At 31.3% G+C, this 21,929-nt stretch carries 16 protein-coding genes; all 16 read left to right on the forward strand.

What is annotated here, in order from left to right:
• The first annotated feature begins 5 nt into the window (after positions 1-5).
• The 16 genes from BUB65_RS01975 (at position 6) to BUB65_RS02050 (ending at position 21,889) form a co-directional block, all read left to right on the forward strand.
• Positions 6-2,123: a TIM-barrel domain-containing protein gene (locus BUB65_RS01975; protein ID WP_073071574.1), complete on the forward strand. Its 2,118-nt coding sequence runs from the start codon at positions 6-8 to the stop codon at positions 2,121-2,123.
• 20 nt (positions 2,124-2,143) lie between these two features.
• Complete coding sequence (locus tag BUB65_RS01980; RefSeq protein ID WP_073071576.1) at positions 2,144-4,240, forward strand: polyribonucleotide nucleotidyltransferase; 2,097 nt, start codon at positions 2,144-2,146, stop codon at positions 4,238-4,240.
• 31 nt (positions 4,241-4,271) lie between these two features.
• Entirely contained in the window at positions 4,272-5,507 is a 1,236-nt protein-coding gene (locus BUB65_RS01985; protein ID WP_073071578.1) for a M16 family metallopeptidase, read from the forward strand.
• A gap of 26 nt (positions 5,508-5,533) precedes the next feature.
• Positions 5,534-6,913 (forward strand): ATP-dependent protease ATPase subunit HslU, encoded by a 1,380-nt coding sequence (hslU, locus tag BUB65_RS01990; RefSeq protein ID WP_073071580.1) that lies wholly within the window; start codon positions 5,534-5,536, stop codon positions 6,911-6,913.
• Between the two features lie 14 nt (positions 6,914-6,927).
• Complete coding sequence (locus BUB65_RS01995) at positions 6,928-8,214, forward strand: carbohydrate ABC transporter permease (RefSeq protein ID WP_073071582.1); 1,287 nt, start codon at positions 6,928-6,930, stop codon at positions 8,212-8,214.
• A 10-nt stretch (positions 8,215-8,224) separates the two neighbouring features.
• Complete coding sequence (locus BUB65_RS08385; protein WP_073071584.1) at positions 8,225-10,378, forward strand: carbohydrate ABC transporter permease; 2,154 nt, start codon at positions 8,225-8,227, stop codon at positions 10,376-10,378.
• A 17-nt stretch (positions 10,379-10,395) separates the two neighbouring features.
• The gene (gene fsa, locus BUB65_RS02005; protein WP_073071586.1) at positions 10,396-11,046 is read left to right on the forward strand and encodes a fructose-6-phosphate aldolase; all 651 of its coding nucleotides are present in this window, start codon (positions 10,396-10,398) and stop codon (positions 11,044-11,046) included.
• A 5-nt stretch (positions 11,047-11,051) separates the two neighbouring features.
• A complete protein-coding gene (aspS, locus tag BUB65_RS02010; RefSeq protein WP_073071588.1) occupies positions 11,052-12,785 on the forward strand; it encodes an aspartate--tRNA ligase in 1,734 nt (577 codons plus the stop codon).
• 14 nt (positions 12,786-12,799) lie between these two features.
• Positions 12,800-13,459, forward strand: coding sequence for a (d)CMP kinase (cmk, locus tag BUB65_RS02015; RefSeq protein ID WP_073071590.1), 660 nt, complete (start codon positions 12,800-12,802; stop codon positions 13,457-13,459).
• A complete protein-coding gene (ispH, locus tag BUB65_RS08420; RefSeq protein WP_073071592.1) occupies positions 13,447-14,253 on the forward strand; it encodes a 4-hydroxy-3-methylbut-2-enyl diphosphate reductase in 807 nt (268 codons plus the stop codon). Before cmk ends, ispH begins: the two co-directional genes overlap by 13 nt.
• 1 nt (position 14,254) lies before the next feature.
• Complete coding sequence (locus BUB65_RS02025) at positions 14,255-15,886, forward strand: S1 RNA-binding domain-containing protein (RefSeq protein ID WP_073071594.1); 1,632 nt, start codon at positions 14,255-14,257, stop codon at positions 15,884-15,886.
• Complete coding sequence (gene der, locus BUB65_RS02030) at positions 15,855-17,171, forward strand: ribosome biogenesis GTPase Der (protein ID WP_073071597.1); 1,317 nt, start codon at positions 15,855-15,857, stop codon at positions 17,169-17,171. The genes BUB65_RS02025 and der overlap by 32 nt, the downstream gene beginning before the upstream one ends.
• Before the next feature lie 12 nt (positions 17,172-17,183).
• On the forward strand, positions 17,184-18,257 hold the full coding sequence (locus BUB65_RS02035; RefSeq protein WP_073071599.1) for a BMP family lipoprotein: 1,074 nt from the start codon (positions 17,184-17,186) through the stop codon (positions 18,255-18,257).
• 12 nt (positions 18,258-18,269) lie between these two features.
• Complete coding sequence (locus BUB65_RS02040; protein WP_073071602.1) at positions 18,270-19,457, forward strand: FprA family A-type flavoprotein; 1,188 nt, start codon at positions 18,270-18,272, stop codon at positions 19,455-19,457.
• 88 nt (positions 19,458-19,545) lie between these two features.
• The gene (locus BUB65_RS02045) at positions 19,546-20,481 is read left to right on the forward strand and encodes a type 1 periplasmic-binding domain-containing protein (RefSeq protein ID WP_073071604.1); all 936 of its coding nucleotides are present in this window, start codon (positions 19,546-19,548) and stop codon (positions 20,479-20,481) included.
• Positions 20,474-21,889 carry an HD-GYP domain-containing protein gene (locus tag BUB65_RS02050; protein WP_073071607.1) on the forward strand — a complete coding sequence of 472 codons (1,416 nt, stop codon included), beginning with the start codon at positions 20,474-20,476 and terminating at the stop codon, positions 21,887-21,889. Before BUB65_RS02045 ends, BUB65_RS02050 begins: the two co-directional genes overlap by 8 nt.
• Positions 21,890-21,929 lie beyond the last annotated feature (40 nt).

Consider the following 21,929-nt stretch of genomic DNA (forward strand, 5'->3'; position numbering starts at 1 on the left):
TTTTGTTGATTTACAAACTAAAATATGGAATTCCTGACGTAGGTAGTGAGGCAATAATTAATGAGAAAAAAGTAATAAATTTATCGCCTAATGAAAAAGGTTTGTATAAGGTTGAAGGGCTATTTGAAGATTTACAAATTATAAAAAACGATGAATCTGAAGAATTAATTGTTATAAGAAAAGTGTTAGAAGGAAAAGTTTTCGGTTTTGGTGATAAAGTTGGGCCTTTTAATAGATGGGGAAAAAAGTATATTTTTTGGAATACAGATAATTATACCCACCATCCAGGTGCTGATCCTTTGTATAAAAGTTTCCCTTTTAATATTTTTATCAATGATAATCAAAAATATGGAATTTTTACTGATTATCCGGGATATTTAGAGATAGATTTAGGTAGTGAGGGAAAAAGTGAGATAGTTTTTAAAATAAGAGGCTCAGGGTTTAATCAATATGTCATAGTAGGAAATTCCGTTCGTGACATTTTAAGTCAATATTTATATTTAACAGGTAAAAATATTGCTTTTCCAAAATGGGCTTTTGGTTATCAACAAAGTAGATGGAGCTATTTTTCTGATAAAGAAGTTTTGGAAGTTGCTAAAAAATTTAGAGAGAAGAAAATACCTTGTGATGTAATTTATCTTGACATTGATTACATGGATGATTATAAAATTTTTACTTGGAATGAACGGAACTTTTCAAATTATAAAAATATGCTAAGAGAATTGCACAACAATGGGTTTAAAATTTCTGCAATTTTAGATCCAGGAGTAAAGGTAGAAAAAGGATATAAGATATTCGAAGAAGGAAAGGACAAATATTTTTTAAAAGATATAGATGGAAAGGATTTTGAGGGGGCTGTATGGCCAGGTAGAGTTAGATTTCCGGATTTTAGGGATAGGAAAGTTAGAAAGTGGTGGGGACAGAAAGTAAAACAACTACGCGAAGAAGGTATAGATGGTTTTTGGAATGATATGAATGAGCTCTCTATATTTGCCACAGAAAAGGATATAGAGGAAATGAAGTCAATTATCAAAAAAATGAAACTTGAGGATGGAATAAATATTGCTATAAAAGCTGGAATGATTGGAGAGATTGGTAGGCGCGTAAAAGTTGAAAATATAATCCATTTGGATGGAATTAAACATTATAAAATAAAAAATATATATGGATTTAATATGATTAGAGCTTCATATGAAGGATTTGAGAAGAAAGAGAGGAAGATGATAATTACACGTTCTGCGTATTCAGGTGTTCAAAGATATGGTGGTGTTTGGACGGGTGATAATCATAGTTGGTGGGAACATATTCAACTTGAAATAAGTAGAATAATGTCCTTGGGGTTAGTTGGAGTATTTTACAATGGGTGTGATGTAGGAGGTTTTGGGGGTGATGTGAACGCAGAATTGTTAGTAAGGTTTATGCAATTTGGTAGTTTTATACCTATGTTTAGAAATCACTCAGCTATAGGTACAAGAAGACAAGAGCCATGGTGTTTTGGAGAAAAATATGAAAAAATAATGAAAAAAACAATCGAATATAGATATATGCTTTTACCATACATTTATAGTGAATATATGATAGGTGTTTTTAAGAATATTCCCTTAGTTACACCTTTATTTTTCCATTTTGAAAAAGATAAAATGACATTTGATGTAGACGATCAGTTCATGCTTGGAAGAAGTGTTATTGTTGCCCCAATTTATAAACCTGGACAACGTAGTAGGTTAGTTTATTTACCTAAAAGATCACTGGATTTGAATAAGAGAGTATTCTTGAATAAAGGTTGGCATGAAGTAGAAGCACCTCTAGAAGTGATACCTCATTTTTTAGTTGACGGTAGGATTTTACCAATTCAAGAGCCAATGAATTATGTTGATGAGAGAGAAAGTGACTTTACAGTTATTGTGAGTGCTTATAATAATAAAGCTATAGGTTATTATTATGAAGACGATGGAAAAACAGAAAATTATAAAAAAGGAATGTATAATCTGTATAAAATCACGTATGATAAAGGGAAAATAGAAGTTCTGAAGATTAGGGAAAATTATATACATATGAAGAAAGTGTGGAACTTTAGAATTTATACAAAAGAAGGTTTGAAAGAAATAAGTTTAAAAATATAAAATATTCAGGAGGTGTCGGAATGGATTTTCGAGAATGGCAACGGGAAATATTTGGACGGAAAATGGTAGTTCAATATGGAAAAGTAGCAAAACAATCGGCAGGGTCAATATGGTTAAGATTTGGGGATAGTATTGTTTTGGCGACAGTTAATATCTCAGATAGGGTTGTTGAAGGAATCGATTTTGTGCCATTAACTGTCGAATATCAGGAAAAATTTTATGCTGCGGGGAAAATTCCAGGTGGTTTTATAAAAAGAGAAGGAAGACCCACAGAATCAGGAATTCTTTCTTCACGGCTAATTGACAGACCTATAAGACCTTTATTTCCAAAATATTTAAGGAATGATGTGCAATTAATTGTAACAGTCCTTTCAGTGGATAATGATTCGCCACCAGATGTGGCTGGGATAACTGCAGCTTCATTGGCACTTAATATTTCAAAAATACCATTTGATGGAATTGTTGCAGGTGTGAGAATAGGGTACGTAGATGGAGAATTCGTAGTTTTTCCAACTGAAGAGCAATTGGAAAAGAGTAAGTTGGATTTAGTAGTAGCTGGTAGTAAAGAAGCTATTACCATGGTAGAAGGCGAAGCAAAAGAAATCAGTGAAGAAGAAATGGTCAAAGCATTGATGACTGCACATGATGCGATAAAGAAAATAATAGATTTCGAAGAAGAAATACTCAGAGAATTCAATGTTGAAAAAATGAATATAGAAGAACCGAAACCAAATGAAGTTTTGCTTGAAGAGTTTGAAAAATTACTTGATGAAAAGGAATTGAAAGAAAGACTATTGACAAAAGAAAAGCTAGAAAGGTCGGCGAAATTGAAGGAGTATAGAGATAATCTATTGGAAAAAATTTTTGAGAAAAATCCAATCGAGGATGAAGAGGAGTTAAAAATTCAAGAGAATTTATTAAAAGAACTTTTTGATGAAAAAGCAAAAAAACTGATGAGGAAGATAATAATAAATGAAGGTATAAGAGCTGATGGGAGAAAACCTGATGAAATAAGACCAATTACATGCGAATTAGGATTGTTGCCAAGGACTCACGGTTCTGCATTGTTTACTCGTGGAGAAACTCAGAGTTTAGGAATAGTTACATTGGGTGCTCCTATGGAGGAACAAATTGTTGATACCTTAACTGAAGAAGGAACTAAAAGATTTATACTTCATTATAATTTCCCTCCGTTTTCAGTTGGGGAAGTAAAACCATTAAGAGGACCTGGCAGGCGAGAAATAGGGCATGGGCATTTAGCTGAAAGAGCCTTAAAAGCTGTTGCACCTTCTGAAGATGATTTTCCATATGTTATTAGGGTAGTTTCAGAGATATTAGAATCTAATGGTTCGTCATCAATGGCAACTGTTTGTTCTGGTTCTTTAGCTTTAATGGATGCTGGGGTTCCTATAAAAACGCATGTTGCGGGAGTCGCAATGGGTCTTATAATTGAAGAAGGTCAAGCTGTAATTTTGACCGATATTCAAGGATTAGAAGATCATTGGGGAGATATGGATTTTAAAGTAGCTGGTACAAGGGAAGGCATAACTGCTTTTCAAATGGACTGTAAAGTAGCAGGTGTAGGAGAAGATTTATTAAAGCAAGCTTTAGAACAGGCAAGAGTAGCAAGAATGAAAATTCTTGATATTATGTTCGAAACTATAGAGAAACCAAGGGAAACTCTTTCACCTCACGCTCCATTAATTGTAAATATTCAGATTGATCCTTTAAAAGTTGGTGAGTTAATAGGTCCGGGTGGAAAAGTGATAAAGTCTATAGTTAAAGACTATGATGTGGAAATTTCTATTGATGATAAAACGGGTAAAGTATCTGTATATGGTAAAGACCAAGAAAAAGTAAATAATGCTGTCGAGTATATAAAAAGTATAACTAAGGACGTTGAAGTTGGAGAGTTTTATGATGGGAAAATTATAAGAATAGAACCTTACGGTTTGTTTGTGGAAATTTTACCGGGAAAAATAGGCTTAGCACATGTAAGCAAATTAGGTAAAGACTCGAAAGTATTTACTAAAAAATATAAAATAGGAGATAATATAAAAGTCGTTGTAGTAAATATTGATGAAAACGGAAGAATTCAATTAGGAAAGTCTGAATAAAAACAAGATAAATAGAGGAGAGGTTTAATCTATGAAATGTTACAAATTTAATGATGGAATAGAATTATATTTTTATCCTATGGAAAATATTAGATCTGTTACTATTGCATTTAATGTGGGTGTGGGGTCAGTATATGAATCAGAAGATGTATCAGGTATTTCACATTTTATTGAACATCTTTCATTTAGAGGAACTAAAAATTACCATATGAAAGAATTAAAGTTAAAAGTTGAATCGGTGGGAGGATTATTGAATGCTTGGACGGATAAAGAAAATACAGTTTATTATGCAAAAGTCCCATCGTTTCATGCATATGAAACTTTTAAGGTATTAAAAGATATTGTTTTTAACCCTCTATTTAAAGAAAAAGATTTAGAATTAGAAAGACAAATAATTTATCAGGAATATTTATCACATGTTGAAGATCCAGTAAGTAATGTGTTTGATTTGATGTATGAAAATGCAATAGACGGTCCACATTCTAAACCAGTAATTGGTCGCGAGGAAACAATTAAGAAGATTAAGTTGGAAGATGTAGAAAGTTTTCATAGAGAATATTATAATCCTTATAATATTAAAGTAATAATAGTTGGACACGTTGATGAAAATGATCTGGAAAAAATAAAAGAGGAATTGAAAATTTCCAAAGGGTTTAAAACTACAAAACATAGTTCAAAAGTTAAAACGGGGATATTGAAAGGAAAAGTATTGAAAAACAGCCAGCAGATACATCTTCTTTATGTCAAGCCAGGTTTTTCACTTGAAAGTGAAGAAAGATTCCCAGCAATGATTTTAAATACGTTACTTAGTAGCGGTATGAGTTCTTTTTTGTTTGATGAAATAAGAGAAAAACGTGGGTTAGTTTATGATATTTATACAATGAATATATTTCAAAAAGATTGGGGAATATTTTTGTTGTATGCTGCTACTTCAACTGATAAACTGGATACTTTCCATTCAGAATTGTTTGATATTTTTTCTAATTTTAATTTGAGTGATCAATTATATGATTATGGCTTGAAAAGATTAATTGGAAAACTGGAACTTTCAACTGAAAGTACAGCAACATTAACAAACATGATTATTGATTATTTAACAAATGATGTTAAACCTTTAACACCGATGGAAATAGTTCAAAAAATAAAAGATGTGAGTAAAAAAGAAGTACAGAAAGTGTATGAAAAGTTAATTAAAGGAGAATGTTCCCTCTTTTATGTTTCACCAACGGATGATAAATGGATTCCGAAAAACTGGGGAAATTCTTAAGAAAATTATTAGTAGGAGGTAAAAAAATGGTTGATTTTGATAAATTAACACCTCGAGAAATTGTTGAAGAGTTAAACAAGTATATAATTGGTCAAAATGAAGCCAAAAAAGCAGTTGCGGTTGCAGTAAGGAATAGAATTAGAAGACAGAAACTTCCCGAAAATTGGAAAAAAGAAATAACCCCTAAAAATATTCTGATGATTGGACCAACAGGAGTTGGAAAAACTGAAATTGCAAGAAGATTAGCTCAATTATCTGGTTCACCATTTTTGAAGGTTGAAGCAACACGTTTTACAGAAGTTGGTTATGTTGGCAAAAATGTTGATTCGATGATAAGAGAATTAGTAGAAATAGCTGTTAATATGGTAAAGCAACGCAAGATGAAAGAGGTAGAAGAAAAAGCAAAGTTAAATGTTGAAAATAGAATTTTAGAGGCACTAGTCCCCTCAAAAAGGCGAGCACAACAAATTCCTTTTGCAAATATTTTCGGTATTCAAGAAAAGCCACAAGAATATGAAGATAGTAGGCAGATCACTGAAAAAAGGGAAGAATTGAGAAGAAAACTCAGAGCAGGAGAGCTTGATAATGAAGAAATCGAAATAGAAATTGAATCTTCTGGTTCACCTATAGGTTTTATAGGTTTACCCGAAATGGAAGATATGGGAATGGATTTATCGAATATGTTGGGAAATTTATTACCCAAGCAAAGGAAAAGAAGAAGAATGAAAATTTCGGAAGCTAAAAAAGTCTTACTTCCAATAGAAGAAGAAAAACTTGTTGATATGGACGAAGTAACACAGGAGGCGTTATCCTTAGCGCAGAATAGAGGAATAATCTTTATAGATGAGATGGATAAAATTACTGGTAAAAATTCTGGGAGTGGGCCAGATGTTTCAAGGCAAGGAGTCCAAAGAGATTTGTTGCCTATTGTTGAAGGTACAACAATAACAACTAAATATGGCCCTGTGAAAACTGATTTCATTCTTTTTATAGCCGCTGGAGCATTTCATGTAGCTAAACCAACTGATTTAATTCCAGAACTTCAGGGAAGATTTCCTATAAGAGTTGAACTTGAACCTTTAGATAAGTCTGATTTTGTAAGGATCTTAACTGAACCTGAAAATGCACTTACAAAGCAATACCAAGCTTTGTTGTATACTGAAGGAGTGCAATTGGAATTTACAGAAGATGGAATTGAAGAAATTGCACAGATTGCATATAATTTAAATCAAAAACTTGAAAATATTGGTGCAAGGCGCTTGTATACAGTGCTCGAAAAAGTTTTAGAAGAAGTCATGTTTAAAGCACCTGAAGTTGAGGATAAGGTAATTGTCAACTCTCAATTTGTAAGAAATAGATTAAAAGGTATAATTGAAGATGAAGATTTAAGTTCATATATCCTATAAAGGGGTGTGTAAGAATGGTTGCATCAAAGAAGAGACAGCTCAAAGAAACTTTACTTGCATATTTATTTTTACTACCTTCACTAATTGTTCTTGGAATTTTTGTCTTTTGGCCCGTAGGTTTTTCGTTTGTCTTGAGCTTTTTTAAATGGGATTTTAGAAATATGAAAACTCCTTATTTTAATGGGTTGGCTAATTATAAACAAATTTTTGAATTTAACTATCCACCCAAGTACTCATTTTTTGAGGGTTTTGTTTATTCATTGGGTTATGTTGCTTTAACTTTACTTATCGTAATAACTATTTATTCATTTATTACTTTTTTAAGAAAAGGAAATAAGTTGCTTTTTCTAAACCTTTTTGCAATAGTATTTTACTTTTCGATTTTTAGTTTTTTGAATAGCATTACTTCATTGATCATAGCAGTAATACTATGGGCGCTTTTAATCTTCAATTTTTATGAAAAAGGTCAAATGAAATATTTTAAATCTCATATTTGGATTAATATGGCTTTGATTTTAGTGATTTATGTACTTATTGAAACAGGTATGGCTGGTGATAAAAGTTTCTTTGCATTTTTTATAGATGCAAAGGACAAGAACTTATTTTTTAAAGCTTTATCTAATACATTTTATTATGTATTTTTATCTGTACCTATAACTTTAATCTTGTCTTTGGGAGTAGCAGTGCTGCTAAATTCTAATATAAGATTTAAGATTTTCTTTAGAACCGCTTACTTTATTCCATTTGTTACATCTGTAGTTGCAGTATCTCTTGTTTGGAAATGGATATTTAACGATGAGTTTGGATTGTTAAATTATATACTTTCTTGGTTCAATGTAGCACCGATTAGATGGTTAAAAGATGAAAAATGGACAATTCCTACCATTGCAATTGTTTCTATATGGAAGCAACTTGGATATAACTCAATAATATTCCTAGCAGGGTTGCAAAATATAGATAAGTTCTATTATGAAGCAGCCGAAGTTGATGGAGCAAATTCATGGCATAAATTTTCAAAGATTACTTGGCCACTCCTTTCACCTACTACATTTTTCCTTTTGATTGTGTCGATAATAGGTGCGTTTAAAGTATTTGCACAAATTTATGTTCTTTATGATGGACTTCCAGGGCCTTACAACAACAGTGGTTTAACAATGGTATATTATGTTTTCGATCTTTTCTATAGACAACAGAGAATGGGAATAGCGAGTGCTGCGGCATACTTGTTATTTGCTATTATTCTAATTTTTACTGCTATTCAATTTAAAGTAGGAAGTAAAGTAGTAGAATACGTTTCGTGAGGTGATAGTGATGAAAAAGTTGATTATATATTTATTACTTTCATTTGGTTTTGTGATTATGATTTTACCTTTTGCATGGATGTTAGTTACATCATTTAAATTACCTAGCGAAGTTCAAGAATGGCCTCCAAAGTGGCATTCAAAAAATTTCTTTACACATAGAGAAGTAAAAGTAAATGTTAAGCTTGGAGCTGTAAAAACAGTAAAAGGAATAAGTTTGAGTGAAGCATTGAGTTTTACTTCATCGACAAATGAAGTGAATAATGTTTTAAATATTGTGGTTGATGATGATCCATTTTATCGTGGAACATTGTTTATAGATACAAAGAATTTTGATTATATAGAGTTTGCTGATGTAAATGCTTTTAAAAATTGGCTAAATAATGTTGATAATTTTGCTAATTTTTCCACGGAAACTCCTGAGAAATTCTTCGAAGAAGTCTTTTTATACTATAAAAGTGGGCCAACTCCTTATTTTCAGAGACTAAATTACTACAGTAATTTAGCAAAGAGAATTGATGGAGCTTTGCAGGGAATAAAGTTAATAGAGAGGTTTATAGATAGAAGAATAAAAGATGAAAATGAAAGGGAAAGATTCAGAGAGTTTTTGAAAATTAAAGGAGAAGAAATTCAAAATGTTAAAGAAGAATTATCAAAATATAAATCTGGTAAATATTTGATTTTAACCGATGAAGAAATAGAAAACATTTATAAAACGTTGAATAAACTTAATTTAAATTATGATGGAGAAAATGAGTTATTGAATGTGTATAACTCAAAAGTAGTTAATGTTTTTGATGATGAGATAACAAAGGTGAAATTTTATTTAGATACAATTAATTACTTCAAAAACATTCAGACTAAAAAAATCGATAAACCTATAATTGCAAAATCTATCAGCAAAAGTGAAAAAATAAAGTTATTGAAAGAAGAATTAAAAAAATTTGAAGATGTTCAACTTTTAAGTAAAGTAATCTCAGAATATGGCTATGAGAACTTACCGGAAAATTTTTCGAAAAGTATAGATACCTTTATAAAAGAAAAATATAATATTTCAAGTTCACAGTTGATTGATTTGAAGAGTTTAACTGTTACATTTAAAAATGTTTTAATTAATAATAAAATCGATTATAAGCAAATATTATCCAAAGGAAGCCTGGATACGTTACTTGATTATGCAGATTTAAAGCTCTTATCCAGTAGTACATATAGAATTTTTAAATCGAAACTTGAGACGTATTCACACATTAATAATTTACATGCTCTTGTAAAAGATCTAATTGTTTACAGTGATTATTTAGATCAAGTCAGAAGAGTTTACAATAATTCTTTAAACGCTTGGAAAATTGTCGAAGCTCCATCATTTGTGAAAGCAGTGAGAGTGAAAAACGGAGAAGTTATAGAAGTAGAACTTGAAGGTGTAAGTCCAATTTATTTAAGTGATAATAGTATCAAGAAAGTAAGTCTGAGCTTCTCGTTTGGAGAAACACTTGCAAATATTTTTCAGAATTACGTTGATGCATGGAGATCAGCTCCTTTCGGTAGATACTACTTTAATACGGTGTTAGTTGCCACTGTAACGACAATTTTAGAAATAATACTTGCTTCTATGGCTGCATATGCATTTTCTTGGATGAATTTCCCGGGAAGAAACTTTATCTTTGGACTATTCTTGGCTACAATGATGGTTCCAGGCGAAGTGTTGCTTGTTCCAAACTTTATTACTATATCCAAGTTTGGATGGATTGATACGTACTATGCATTAATTGTCCCATGGATTGTGAGTGTATTTGCAATATTCTTAATGAGACAACATTTCTTAGCTTTACCAAAGGAATTATTTGATGCCGCAAAAATTGACGGATGTTCCCATTGGAAATTTTTGTGGCAAATAGTTGTTCCTTTGAGTAAACCTGTAATTATAACTGGTGCATTGTTAAAATTTGTGGGAAGTTGGAATGCATTTCTCTGGGTGTTAATAGTAACTAACAGTGATAAATTCAGAACATTACCAGTCGGATTACAAAATTTCAGTTCGGATGTGGGAACTTTGTATAATCAATTAATGGCAGCGGCGACGTTCTCAATTTTACCGGTTATAATCTTGTTCTTATTAACTCAAAAATACTTTATTAGAGGTATTGCAAGGACTGGTTTAAAATAATAAAAGGAGGTGAATTTATGAAAATATTTTTAGATACAGCAAACATTGAACAAATAAAAAAAGGTGTTGAATGGGGAATTGTTGATGGGGTTACTACAAATCCTACATTAATTGCAAAAGAAGGAAAACCTTTTGAAGAAACGATTAAAGAAATTTGCCAAATAGTCCAAGGGCCTGTTTCAGCCGAAGTAATTTCTCTTGATTGGGAAGGAATGGTAAAAGAAGCGAGAAAACTTGCAAAAATAGATGAACATGTTGTTGTAAAAATTCCAATGACTCCTGATGGAATTAAAGCGGTAAAGATATTGTCATCTGAAGGGATAAAAACGAATGTTACGTTAGTTTTTAGTGCAAACCAAGCTCTTTTTGCTGCAAAAGCTGGAGCAACTTATGTTAGTCCTTTTGTCGGAAGATTAGATGATATAGCTAATGATGGTGTAAAACTTTTAGAGGAAATCCTTAATATTTACGCAAATTATGGTTTTGAAACAGAAATAATTGCGGCAAGTATCAGACATCCTATGCATGTTTTAGAAGCTGCACTAATAGGTGTTGATATAGCTACCGTACCTTTTAATGTTTTAGAAAAAATGTTTGTTCATAGTCTAACTGATAGCGGCATAAAGAAGTTTTTAGAAGATTGGGAAAAATATAAAATGGGCAGGTGAAAAAGTTGTTTAGAACACACAATTGCAATGAATTGACCAAGAGTGATGTAGGAAAGGAAGTAGTTTTGGCTGGTTGGGTTGAAAGGATAAGAGATCTTGGCGGAATAAAATTTATAGTTTTAAGGGATAGATACGGTACAACTCAAGTTGTAGTTAATCCTTCATCTTCAGCTTATTCTATTGCTCAAGAAATTAGCAGGGAATATGTTGTTCAAATTAAAGGTGAGGTAAGAGAAAGGCCAGAAGAAACAAAGACTAATTCTCCAACAGGAGAAATAGAGGTTTATGCTTCTTCGATAAAGATATTATCTGAATCAAAATTACCCCCATTTTATCCTGGCGATAGTGTTTCAGAAGAATTAAGATTAAAATATAGGTATATCGATCTTCGTTCAGATAAAATGCAACAAAACATCATTTTAAGACATAAAATGGCCCAAGCTGCCAGGGAGTTTTTAAACAAACACGGGTTTTTGGAAATCGAAACTCCTTATTTAACAAAAAGTACTCCTGAAGGTGCCAGAGATTTCTTGGTCCCTTCCAGACTTCAGAAAGGAAAATTTTATGCTTTACCACAGTCTCCCCAATTGTTTAAACAATTATTGATGATTTCTGGTTTTGATAAATATTATCAATTTGCACGATGTTTTAGAGATGAAGATTTAAGGGCCGATAGACAACCGGAATTTACCCAAATTGATATTGAAATGTCTTTTGTTACAGAAGAGGAGATTCTAAATATAATGGAAGAATTTGTTCGATTTGTTTATAAAAGTGTTGGAATAGTTTTGCCTGAAAAATTCGACAGATTAACTTATGAAGAAGCAATGGAAAAATATGGAAGTGATAAACCAGATAGAAGATATGGAATGGAATTACATGATTTTACAGAAGACTTTAGAAATACAGGATTTAAAGTTATTGACAATGTAATAGAAAATGGTGGAACAGTAAAAGGATTTATAACAAATATACCCATGAGTAGAAAAATAGCGTCGGAATACGAGGCATATGTAAAGTCGTTTGGATTAGGTGGATTATTGTGGTTTAAAATTGATAACAATGAAATTATTTCTCCAACTGCCAAGTTTCTTGCTAAAAATTATGAAAAGTTGAGAACAAAATACAAACTTAAAAATGGAGATGTGGTTTTACTTGCTGCTTTTAAGGAACGTGAAACTTTAAATATTGCTTTAGGTGCTTTGAGATTAAAAATAGGTAAAGAACATTTTGAAAACAAAACTAAAGTAATTGATGCTCTTTGGGTTATAGATTTTCCATTTTTGGAATGGAATCAAGACGAACAACGATACGTTGCGAAACATCATCCATTTACGTTACCAAAGAACATTGATGACGAACCACACAAAATTACAGCACATGCATATGATATGATATTAAATGGTAATGAACTTGGTGGAGGGAGTTTAAGAATATTTAGCAGAGAAATACAAGAGAAAGTATTTGATTTGATTGGATTAACTAAAGAAGAAGCAAATGAAAAATTTGGATTTTTCCTTGAAGCATTACAATATGGTGTTCCACCACATGGTGGAATAGCATTTGGGTTCGATAGAATGGTGGCAATTGCAGCAAATAGTGAAAGTATAAGGGATGTAATTGCATTTCCAAAGACAGCTAGTGGAGTATGTCAATTGACAGGTGCTCCTTCGGAAGTCACACAACAACAGTTAGAAGAATTGTCGATAAATGTTGTAAAAAATAAAGAAAAAATATAAGATTAGGTGATACTATGCCTTGTAGAATAGCTATAGATGGCCCAGCAGGTTCTGGAAAAACATCAGTAGCAAAATTATTAGCGAAAAAACTTGGATTTTATTATCTTGATACTGGAGCGATGTACAGAATTGTTGGACTTTACCTTAAAAACAAAAATATTGATGAAAAATCTCACGAAGAAATAGAAAAAGAGTTGAAAAAGTTAAATATTCAATTTAAAGAAGGACATTTTTTGGTCAATGGAAAGGAAGTTTCAGATGAGATAAGAACTCCTGAAGTTGGTATTTATGCTTCAAGATTTGCAAGCGTTCCTATAGTTAGAAAATATCTAACAGAACTTCAGAGAAAAATATCTTTAAATGAAAATATAGTTGTTGAAGGAAGAGATATAGGGACGGTAGTTATTCCAGATGCTGAAGTTAAAATATTTTTGACGGCTACCCAAGAAGCAAGAGCGAAAAGAAGGTATAAAGAACTGACCAATAGAGGTGTAAAGGTGAATTTTGAAGATATTTTAAATGAAATAATTCTTCGTGATAAACAAGATAGTGAAAGAGAAATTGCCCCATTAATGAAAGCAAAAGATGCAATTGAAATTGATTCAACAGAATATTCTTTAGAAGAAGTAGTTGATATGATATATGAGGTGGTTAAAGAGAAATGCAAATTGTAGTTGCTAGTAACATAGGATTTTGTTTTGGTGTAAAAGAAGCGGTAGAAAAATCTAAAGAATTATTAAAAGCAGGTTTTAAGGTTTTCACAGATGATGATATAGTTCACAATAAGGTAGTTATGAATGAACTAAGAAAACTTGGCTTGTCTTTTAAAGATGGAGAAATTTTTTTGGTAAGAGCACACGGCTTGCCAAAAGAAAAAATAGAAAAATTATCGACAAAATATAAAATAGAGGATTTGACGTGTAAAATTGTGTATAATTTATTTTGGTTAGCAGAAAAGTTTGAAAAACAAGGTTATCAAGTTGTTGTGTTTGGAAAACCAAATCATCCAGAAATGATAGCAATTAGAAGTTATGCAAAAAATGCAATAGTTTCGTTAGAACCAGTTGCAGTTGAAGCTGAAAAGATAGCTTTGTTAAGCCAAACAACTATGTCAGTTGAAGAATTTGAGGGATTTGCGAACAGTACCAAACAAATTTCGAAATTTTCAGAGTTTTTGATAAAAAACACTATATGTAATGTTACTGTGTCTCGCGAAAATGAAACAAAAAGAATAGCAAGACAGGTAGATTTACTATTTGTAGTTGGTGGAAAACATAGTTCCAACACTAAAAAGCTTGCTAGGATAGCATCTCAATATACAAATGTAGTTCATGTTGAGACAGCAAAAGAAATACTTGAGACACCTTCAAATGTAAAAAGCGTAGGGATTGTAAGTGGTACGTCAACTCCAATTGAAGTTGTCAATAAAGTTGTTCATAGAATAAAAGATTTGGGAGGGGAACAGTAGTATGGAAAATAACTTTGAAAAAATGCTGGAAAATTATCTTTTTAATGAGGTAAAAGTTGGAACGGTAGTAGAAGGTGTGGTTGTAAGGTCAACAGATACGGATGTTTTTGTTGATTTTGGTTGGAAAGGGGAAGGAGTGATACCAACAGATGAGTTAGTAAAAGAGCCTTCGGAGTATAAACCGGGTACAAAAATTAATTTATTGGTTTTGAGAATAAATGAAGAGGAAGGAACCGCTCTATTATCTGAACGGAGAGTATATTTAAGGAAAGCTAGAGAATTAATTAAAGAAAAGTTTGAAAATGGAGAAAAAGTAATAGGAAAAATCAAAGAAAGAGTAAAAGGAGGATATAAAGTTTTAATTGATAATGTAATTGAAGCATTTTTGCCTGGTAGAGAGTCGCTAATAAGAAGTGGCGATAAAATTCCAGAAGATTATTTAGAGTTCAAAATCATAAAATTTAACGCATCAAGGAAGAAATTAAATATTGTGGTATCGAGAAAGATAATTGTTGATGAGATGATAGATAGTTTTTATTCAAACAGAAAGCCTGGTGATGTGATTGAAGGTTTGGTAGAAAAGGTAGAAAAATTCGGAGCATTTATAAGAATTGCTGAAGGAATTACAGGATTATTACCAAACTCGGAAGTTTCATATGATACTTCTTTGACTGTAGAAGATGTGTTGAGAGAAGGACAATCTGTAAAATTGCTAATAAAAGATATTGACAGAAATAAGAAGAGAATTATACTGAGTTTAAAAGCATTGATGCCAGATCCTTGGGAAAACATCGAGAAAAAGTATCCCATAGGGGAAGTTGTAAGTGGTATTGTAAAGAAAATTATGCCATTTGGATTCTTTGTGAATTTAGAACCCGGCATTGATGGTTTAGTGCATATTAGTGAAGTATTTTGGGGTAGACAAGGTAGAATTCAAGATGTAGTTGAGGAAGGGGATGTAGTAAAAGTTATTGTAAAGGATGTTGATAAAGAAAACCGAAAGTTATCTTTGAGTTATAAAGAAGCAAAAGGTGATCCGTGGAAAAATATTGAAGAGAAGTATCCTGTAGGTAATGTTGTAACAGGTGTTGTAGGAGCAATTTTAAATTCAGGAGTTATAATTGACTTGGAAGAAGAAATAAGCGGTTTTTGTCCGATTTCAGAATTATCTTGGAAATATGTTGAAAAACCAGAGGAAGTTGTAACAATCAAGCAGAAAGTAAAAGCAGTTGTTACAAGTTTAGATAAAGATGCTCGAAAAATGAGACTGAGTATAAAAAGAGCTACTCAAAATCCATGGAAGCTGTTTGTGGAAAATTATAAAGAAGGAGATATAGTTACTGGAAAAATAGTCAAAAAGGTCAAAAAAGGATATATCGTTGAAATTGATGATATTGAAGCCTTTTTACCGGAAACACATGCGCTGGAAGAAAAAAATGTTGGAGATCAACTAACAGGAAGAATATTAAAGATTGTCGAAGACAAAGAAATATATAAAATTACGATAAGTGAAAAATTAAAAGAAGAAATTGAACAATTAAAAGAACTTAGTGAAAAAGCGAATGCAGAGAGGGTAGTTTCACTTGAGGGGAAGGTTAAAAATGCCAACAGTACTGATAGTAGGGAAGAGTAATGTAGGAAAATCAACTCTATTTAATAGGCTGATCGGAAGAAAAAAATCAATTGTAGATAATAAAGAAGGAGTTACAAGGGACGCGGTCTCTGACCGCGTCATATATAATGATAAAGAGTTTCAAATAGTTGATACTTGTGGAGTTTTTGAAAATCCTAATGATTTATTTAGTAAAAAGTCGAAAGAAAATACTTTAAACATGCTAAAAGAAGCTGAACTTATAATTTTTGTTGTTGATGGCAGAAACGGGATATCTTCTGAAGATCATTATTTAGCTGATTTACTTAGAAAAAGCTCTGTAGATGTTATTTTTGTTGCTAATAAAGTTGAAAGTGAAAAAAAATTTATGGAAGTTTTGCCTGATTTGTATACTTTGGGATTTGATGAACCTTTAAAAATCTCAGCGGAACATGGAAAAAATATAGATGTGTTAATTGAAAAAATAATTGCAAAGCTTGAAGAAAAAGGTTTCGACTTGAGAATAAAGGAGGATAGTAGAAAAGAAATAATAAGGGTAGCGTTGGTTGGAAGACCAAATGCTGGAAAATCTTCACTGTTTAATTCTATTCTTAATACTGAAAGGGCGTTAGTTACACCTATCCCAGGTACAACACGCGATTCTGTTGATGAATTGGTAGAATTGAATGGAAGAAAGTTTTTATTTATTGATACGGCGGGTTTAAGAAGAAAGAGTAAAGTAGAATATAAAAGCTTGGATATGTACAGTAATGTAAGATCAATTAGAAGTATTGAATTTGCAGATGTTGTTGTAATAGTTGTTGATGCAACTGAAGGAATTACTCACCAAGATCAGAGAATATCTGGTATAGCGGAAAAAAGAGGAAAAGCAACGGTGGTTGTATTTAATAAAATAGATCTTGTGAAAAATTTCAGGGAAAGAAAAGGGGAATTTTTGTATCAGTTTGAAGAGAAGTTATATTTTATAAATTACAGTCCGTTGGTCTTTACAAGTACAGTGGAGAAGAAAGGAATAGATGTCCTTATAAGAGCTATTGAAGAAGCGTATAAATCACTTCATCATAGAGTTTCAACTAGTGCGGTAAATGCCGCAATTCAGAGGATGATGATGTTTACACCACCTCCCAGGGGATTGAAAATTCTTTATGGAACACAAGTTGATATAAAGCCACCAACGTTTTTGTTTTTTACAAATGGTAAAAAAGTGCCAGACTCATATCAGAATTTAATTAGGAGGACAATTAGGGAGAATATTTATCATTTTTCTGGGGCTCCTTTGTTCCTCAAATTCAAATCAAGACATTAGGAGGGGTTATATATGAAAAAGCTTTTTGTTGTAGTATTACTAGGAGTGTTTTTCATTAGTATTTTTGGTTTTAAAGTTATCATGGTAACTGATGTTGGTGGCTTAGGCGATGGTTCTTTTATGGATGGAACATGGTCTGGAATTGTTAAAGCATGTAAAGAGCTTGGGATAGAATACGATGTAATTCAATCAAAAGAACAGAGTGATTACATACCGAATTTAAGTAAAGCTGCAGAAATTGCAGATGTTGTGTTTGCCGTAGGATTTTTAATGTCCGATTCATTTTATAAAGTAGCCGAGCAATATCCTGGTACATATTTTGTAGGAATTGATTTTACAAGTGAGAATAATTTGCCAAACGTTATGACTTTTACATTTAAAGAACAAGAGGGAAGTTTTTTAACAGGATATTTAGCTGCGGGAATGACAAAAACAGGAAAAGTTGCAATCATTGGAGGAATTCCTATTCCGCCAGTTCAAAGATATGCTATAGGCTTCTTAGCAGGTGTTAAAGCTTATAACCAACTTCATGGTACAAATGTTGAAGGAAAATTGGTTTACGCCAATACATTTATAGATCCTAAAAAAGGTAAAGAGTTGACACAGGCATTGATGAGTGAAGGTGTAGATATAATCCAACAAGCATGTGGCGGTACTGCTTTGGGAATAATAGAAGCTATAAAAGAAGAAAATAATAAGTGTTCAAATGCAAAGAATTTGAGTGAGTTACTTGATTATTTATATGATAATAATGGATATTTCATGTTAGGTGGAGATGTTGAACAAGAATGGCAAGCTCCAGGTCATATTTTAGCAAGTGCTATAAAAAGGGTAGATGTTGCAAGTTATTTAGGAGTTGTGAAAGCCTTCAACGGTGAATGGACTTCGGGTAATGTTGAACTTGGTATAAAGGAAGATGGTGAAGGAATTAGTAGAATGCCATTTACAAAAGGATTAGTTCCTAACAGACTTCTTGCGGAAATAGAATATTTGATAAAGTTAGTTAAGGAAGGACAGTTAGTAATTCCATCTACTGAAGATGAATTAAATGCTTTTAGAGTTAAAAAAATAGAATTTCCTTTTTAAAGGAGGGAGATAGTGGAACGAGTAATAAATATAACAGATGACATTTTTTATGTTGGAGTAAACGATAGAGAAACATATTTATTTGAAGGCCTTTGGCCTCTTCCAAAAGGTGTCAGTTATAATTCATATCTAATTAAAGATAAGAAAAATGTTTTGATTGATACTGTAAAAGTAAGTAAATCAGATTTATTTATACAGAAAATAAAAGATATTATTAATGGAAATTCACTAGATTACTTAATCATAAATCATATGGAACCTGATCATTCTGGTTCGATACTTGCGATTTTAAATGCGTTTCCTAATATAAAGATTGTTGGAAATAAAAAAACATTTGAATTTTTGAAAGCATTATATGGGATTGATGAGAATTTGCTTGAAGTTAAGGATGGTGATGAGTTAGTTCTTGGAAAGCATAAATTGAAGTTTTTTTTGACCCCAATGATTCATTGGCCTGAAACAATGATTACATATGAGGTTACTGAAAAAATCGCATTTACAGGAGATGCATTCGGGGGTTTTGGTACTTTAGATGGAGGAATCTTTGATGATGAAGTAGATATTGAATATTATAAAAATGAAATTAGAAGATATTATTCAAATATTGTTGGGAAATTTGGACCTATGGTTCAAAAAGCTTTAAAAAGATTATCTGGAATCGATATAAAGATTATTGCTTCAACTCATGGTCCAGTATGGAGGAACAATCCTCAAGTCATAGTTGATTTGTACGATAAATGGAGCAAATATGAAGCTGAAGATGGTGTTGTGATAGTATATGGTTCTATGTACGGGAATACAGAGAAAATGGCCGATTATATTGCAAATGTTCTTGCAAAGAAAGGGATTAAAAATATTAGAGTTATGAATGCCTCCAAAGTTCATGAATCATACATAATAAATGAAATTTGGAGGTTTAAAGGAGTTATTATTGGAACATGTACTTACAATAACGGCATATTTCCGCCAGTAGAAAATCTTTTAATTAATTTAAGTCATAAAGGATTGAAAAATCGTATATTTGGCGTATTTGGAACGTATGGTTGGAGTGGTGGAGGAGTTAAAGGAGTCGTCGAATACCTACAGAAGAACAATTGGGAGTTAGTATGTGAACCAATTGAAGTGCAATTTAGTCCAAGTTCGGAAGATTTGGAGAACTTGGAAAAATTAGCGGAATGTTTCGTAGATAGAATGAACTAATTTTTTAGGGCTCCCTTTTAGTAGGGAGCTTTTGTTTTTTTAAAATTCGAAAAAATATGTTAAAATTTTTTAGAGGTGAAAATAAATTATGATTAATTTAAAGCAATATTTAGTGTTTTTTTTGCTTTTAGCTATTATTGCTATTTTGTTTGTTTATTGGTATTTTTATTTAAGTAATAGAGTTGGTTTTTTGTATTCAACCAAAAATATTTCGTATAATTTTTTGAAGGATTATCATGGAGAATTACATTTAATTGAATATAATGAAGAAGGTAGACATGAAAAGATAATTAGATCGCTTAAAAGTAAGGGAATTAATATAATAATTGGTCCGATGTTTAGTGAGGATGGAAAAAAATTATTACCATTTTTGGAAAAATATGATTTAGTGGCTTTTTCACCAACAATTACCTCAAAACGATTGTTGGCAAGCACTAATAGAATTTTTTCGCTTGTACCAGATAATGACTATTTGATTGATACAATTGAGAATTTTTTAAGGAGTAAAAATGTTAAAAATGTTTTAATCATTCTTGACCCGAGGAACAAAGCTTATTCAAATGAATTTGTAAAAATAATTGAGAATTTTAAAGGTGATTATTGGTATTATTACGGTTTAAACACTTTGTTTTCACATAGCAAAGACTGGAATAAATATGATGCTATAGTAATTACAACTACATCAAAAGAAGCAATTGACATCATTATACAGATAAGTTCAATTTATAAAGGTTTATTTGTTTTAACTGATAGTGCATTGGATATGGAATTAACAAAATACAATGGGCCTAAAGAAAAAATTTATTTGATTTCGTTTACTGATAATCCTTTTAATTATGTTGCTGATCTTATTGAAGAAGCTATTGATTTAGTTGCTTCTCACAAATTTTTGAGTGCAAATCAAGTTATAAGTTTTTATTTGCAAAATAATTTTGTTGATGGTAAAAGATTTAATTATATTGGCACATTACAAAGAAAAATAAAGGTACTTAATTTTTCTGAGATAAAGGTGGGAAATGAATAGAATAAAAAAAAGGTTTGTATTTGTTATTTTTATGTTATTGGTGATATTACAATTGTTCTTTTTTTATATGTTTTTACAAAGCCATTTAACCTCTGGGGTTAAAGTTTTTGCTGCGTTTATAAATAATTTATTTAGTACTGACAATTTTATCGTATCAAAGTTAGATTTGAATTTTTTTGATAAAAAATTGAATCAGAATTTATCTGGTATTTTGAACGAAGGTCCGAATTCTTACATTGAAGGTATATACTATTCGAATATGAGTTTGAAATATGTAAAAAAAGTAAAAGATGGATATTTACTTTATGAAATTCCTGAACGAGTAATTAAAATGCCACAAGCTGAAGAAGAAGAGTTTTTGATTCTTTTTAAAAATGAAGTAGTTTATTCCAACAATTACGAATTAATAGGTTCAAAATTAGAGACAAAGGGCTTATTTTCAAAATCTGAGGTAACTGACTATGGATTTGAAGTAGTTATAAGATATGATCTAAAAAAAGTTTTAAAATATTCTGTTTACTTTTTACTACCTTTGCTCTTTTTGTATATGCTTTTGTTGTATGTTATCAAATTCTACAGTGAAAAAGATGAAAAAGTTTGTAATTCAATCAACAATATAGTTAGTGAACTAAAAAATTCATATGAAAAACTCAAAAAAAGAGAAACAGTTCAGTGTCATTGTTTAGATACGGATGTTCCAGAGTTGGAGAATTTACAGAATACTTTGAAATTAATTTTTGATGAATTTTCTGGAATAATTAAAGAATATAAGGTTACTTCATCCTCTTTTAAGAAAACTATTAAAGAACTTGAGGAAACACACAAGTTGGTTAATGAAAGGGATTTACAATTAATTACTGCCTTGGCTGAAGCTGTTGAATTAAAGGATACTGTTACTGGGAATCATTCGAAAAAAGTAGTAGATTTATCCGTTGAAATTGCTAATCTATTGGGTATTAGTGATCCTGAAGAAATTGAAGCAATAAAATACGGTGCCATTTTGCACGATATTGGAAAGATTGGAATTCCAGAGTCAATTTTAAATAAACCATCAAAATTGACAGCCGAAGAATTTGAAATAATGAAGAAACATACAATTTATGGTGAAAAAATAATAAAATCAATTCCTGGTTGGGATTTAGTTGCAGAAATAATTAGACATCATCATGAAAATTGGGATGGAAGTGGATATCCAGATGGCTTGAAAGGCGATGAGATATCTTTAAGAGCGCAAATAATATCAATTGCAGATGTTTTTACAGCATTGACTGAAGATAGACCATATAGAAAAGCTTTGAGTGAGGAGGAAGCTTTGGAAATAATAAGAAATATGGTTGGTCAGAAATTTTCTGAAAAGATTTATACTGTTTTTCTAGAAGCATTAAGAAGATTTAAGAAACGTGGTTGATTAAAATTTAAATTTATGTTAATATAAATTAGGAAAATAC

Origin of the sequence: Thermosipho atlanticus DSM 15807, assembly GCF_900129985.1 — a bacterium.
GTDB lineage: Bacteria > Thermotogota > Thermotogae > Thermotogales > Fervidobacteriaceae > Thermosipho_A > Thermosipho_A atlanticus.

What these genes read in the sequence shown, in the direction of transcription:
- BUB65_RS01980 (WP_073071576.1), top strand. Translation starts at nt 2,144, where the DNA reads ATGGATTTTCGAGAATGGCAACGGGAAATATTTGGACGGAAAATGGTA.
- BUB65_RS01985 (WP_073071578.1), top strand. Translation starts at nt 4,272, where the DNA reads ATGAAATGTTACAAATTTAATGATGGAATAGAATTATATTTTTATCCT.
- hslU (WP_073071580.1), top strand. Translation starts at nt 5,534, where the DNA reads ATGGTTGATTTTGATAAATTAACACCTCGAGAAATTGTTGAAGAGTTA.
- BUB65_RS01995 (WP_073071582.1), top strand. Translation starts at nt 6,928, where the DNA reads ATGGTTGCATCAAAGAAGAGACAGCTCAAAGAAACTTTACTTGCATAT.
- BUB65_RS08385 (WP_073071584.1), top strand. Translation starts at nt 8,225, where the DNA reads ATGAAAAAGTTGATTATATATTTATTACTTTCATTTGGTTTTGTGATT.
- fsa (WP_073071586.1), top strand. Translation starts at nt 10,396, where the DNA reads ATGAAAATATTTTTAGATACAGCAAACATTGAACAAATAAAAAAAGGT.
- cmk (WP_073071590.1), top strand. Translation starts at nt 12,800, where the DNA reads ATGCCTTGTAGAATAGCTATAGATGGCCCAGCAGGTTCTGGAAAAACA.
- ispH (WP_073071592.1), top strand. Translation starts at nt 13,447, where the DNA reads ATGCAAATTGTAGTTGCTAGTAACATAGGATTTTGTTTTGGTGTAAAA.
- BUB65_RS02025 (WP_073071594.1), top strand. Translation starts at nt 14,255, where the DNA reads ATGGAAAATAACTTTGAAAAAATGCTGGAAAATTATCTTTTTAATGAG.
- der (WP_073071597.1), top strand. Translation starts at nt 15,855, where the DNA reads ATGCCAACAGTACTGATAGTAGGGAAGAGTAATGTAGGAAAATCAACT.
- BUB65_RS02035 (WP_073071599.1), top strand. Translation starts at nt 17,184, where the DNA reads ATGAAAAAGCTTTTTGTTGTAGTATTACTAGGAGTGTTTTTCATTAGT.
- BUB65_RS02045 (WP_073071604.1), top strand. Translation starts at nt 19,546, where the DNA reads ATGATTAATTTAAAGCAATATTTAGTGTTTTTTTTGCTTTTAGCTATT.
- BUB65_RS02050 (WP_073071607.1), top strand. Translation starts at nt 20,474, where the DNA reads ATGAATAGAATAAAAAAAAGGTTTGTATTTGTTATTTTTATGTTATTG.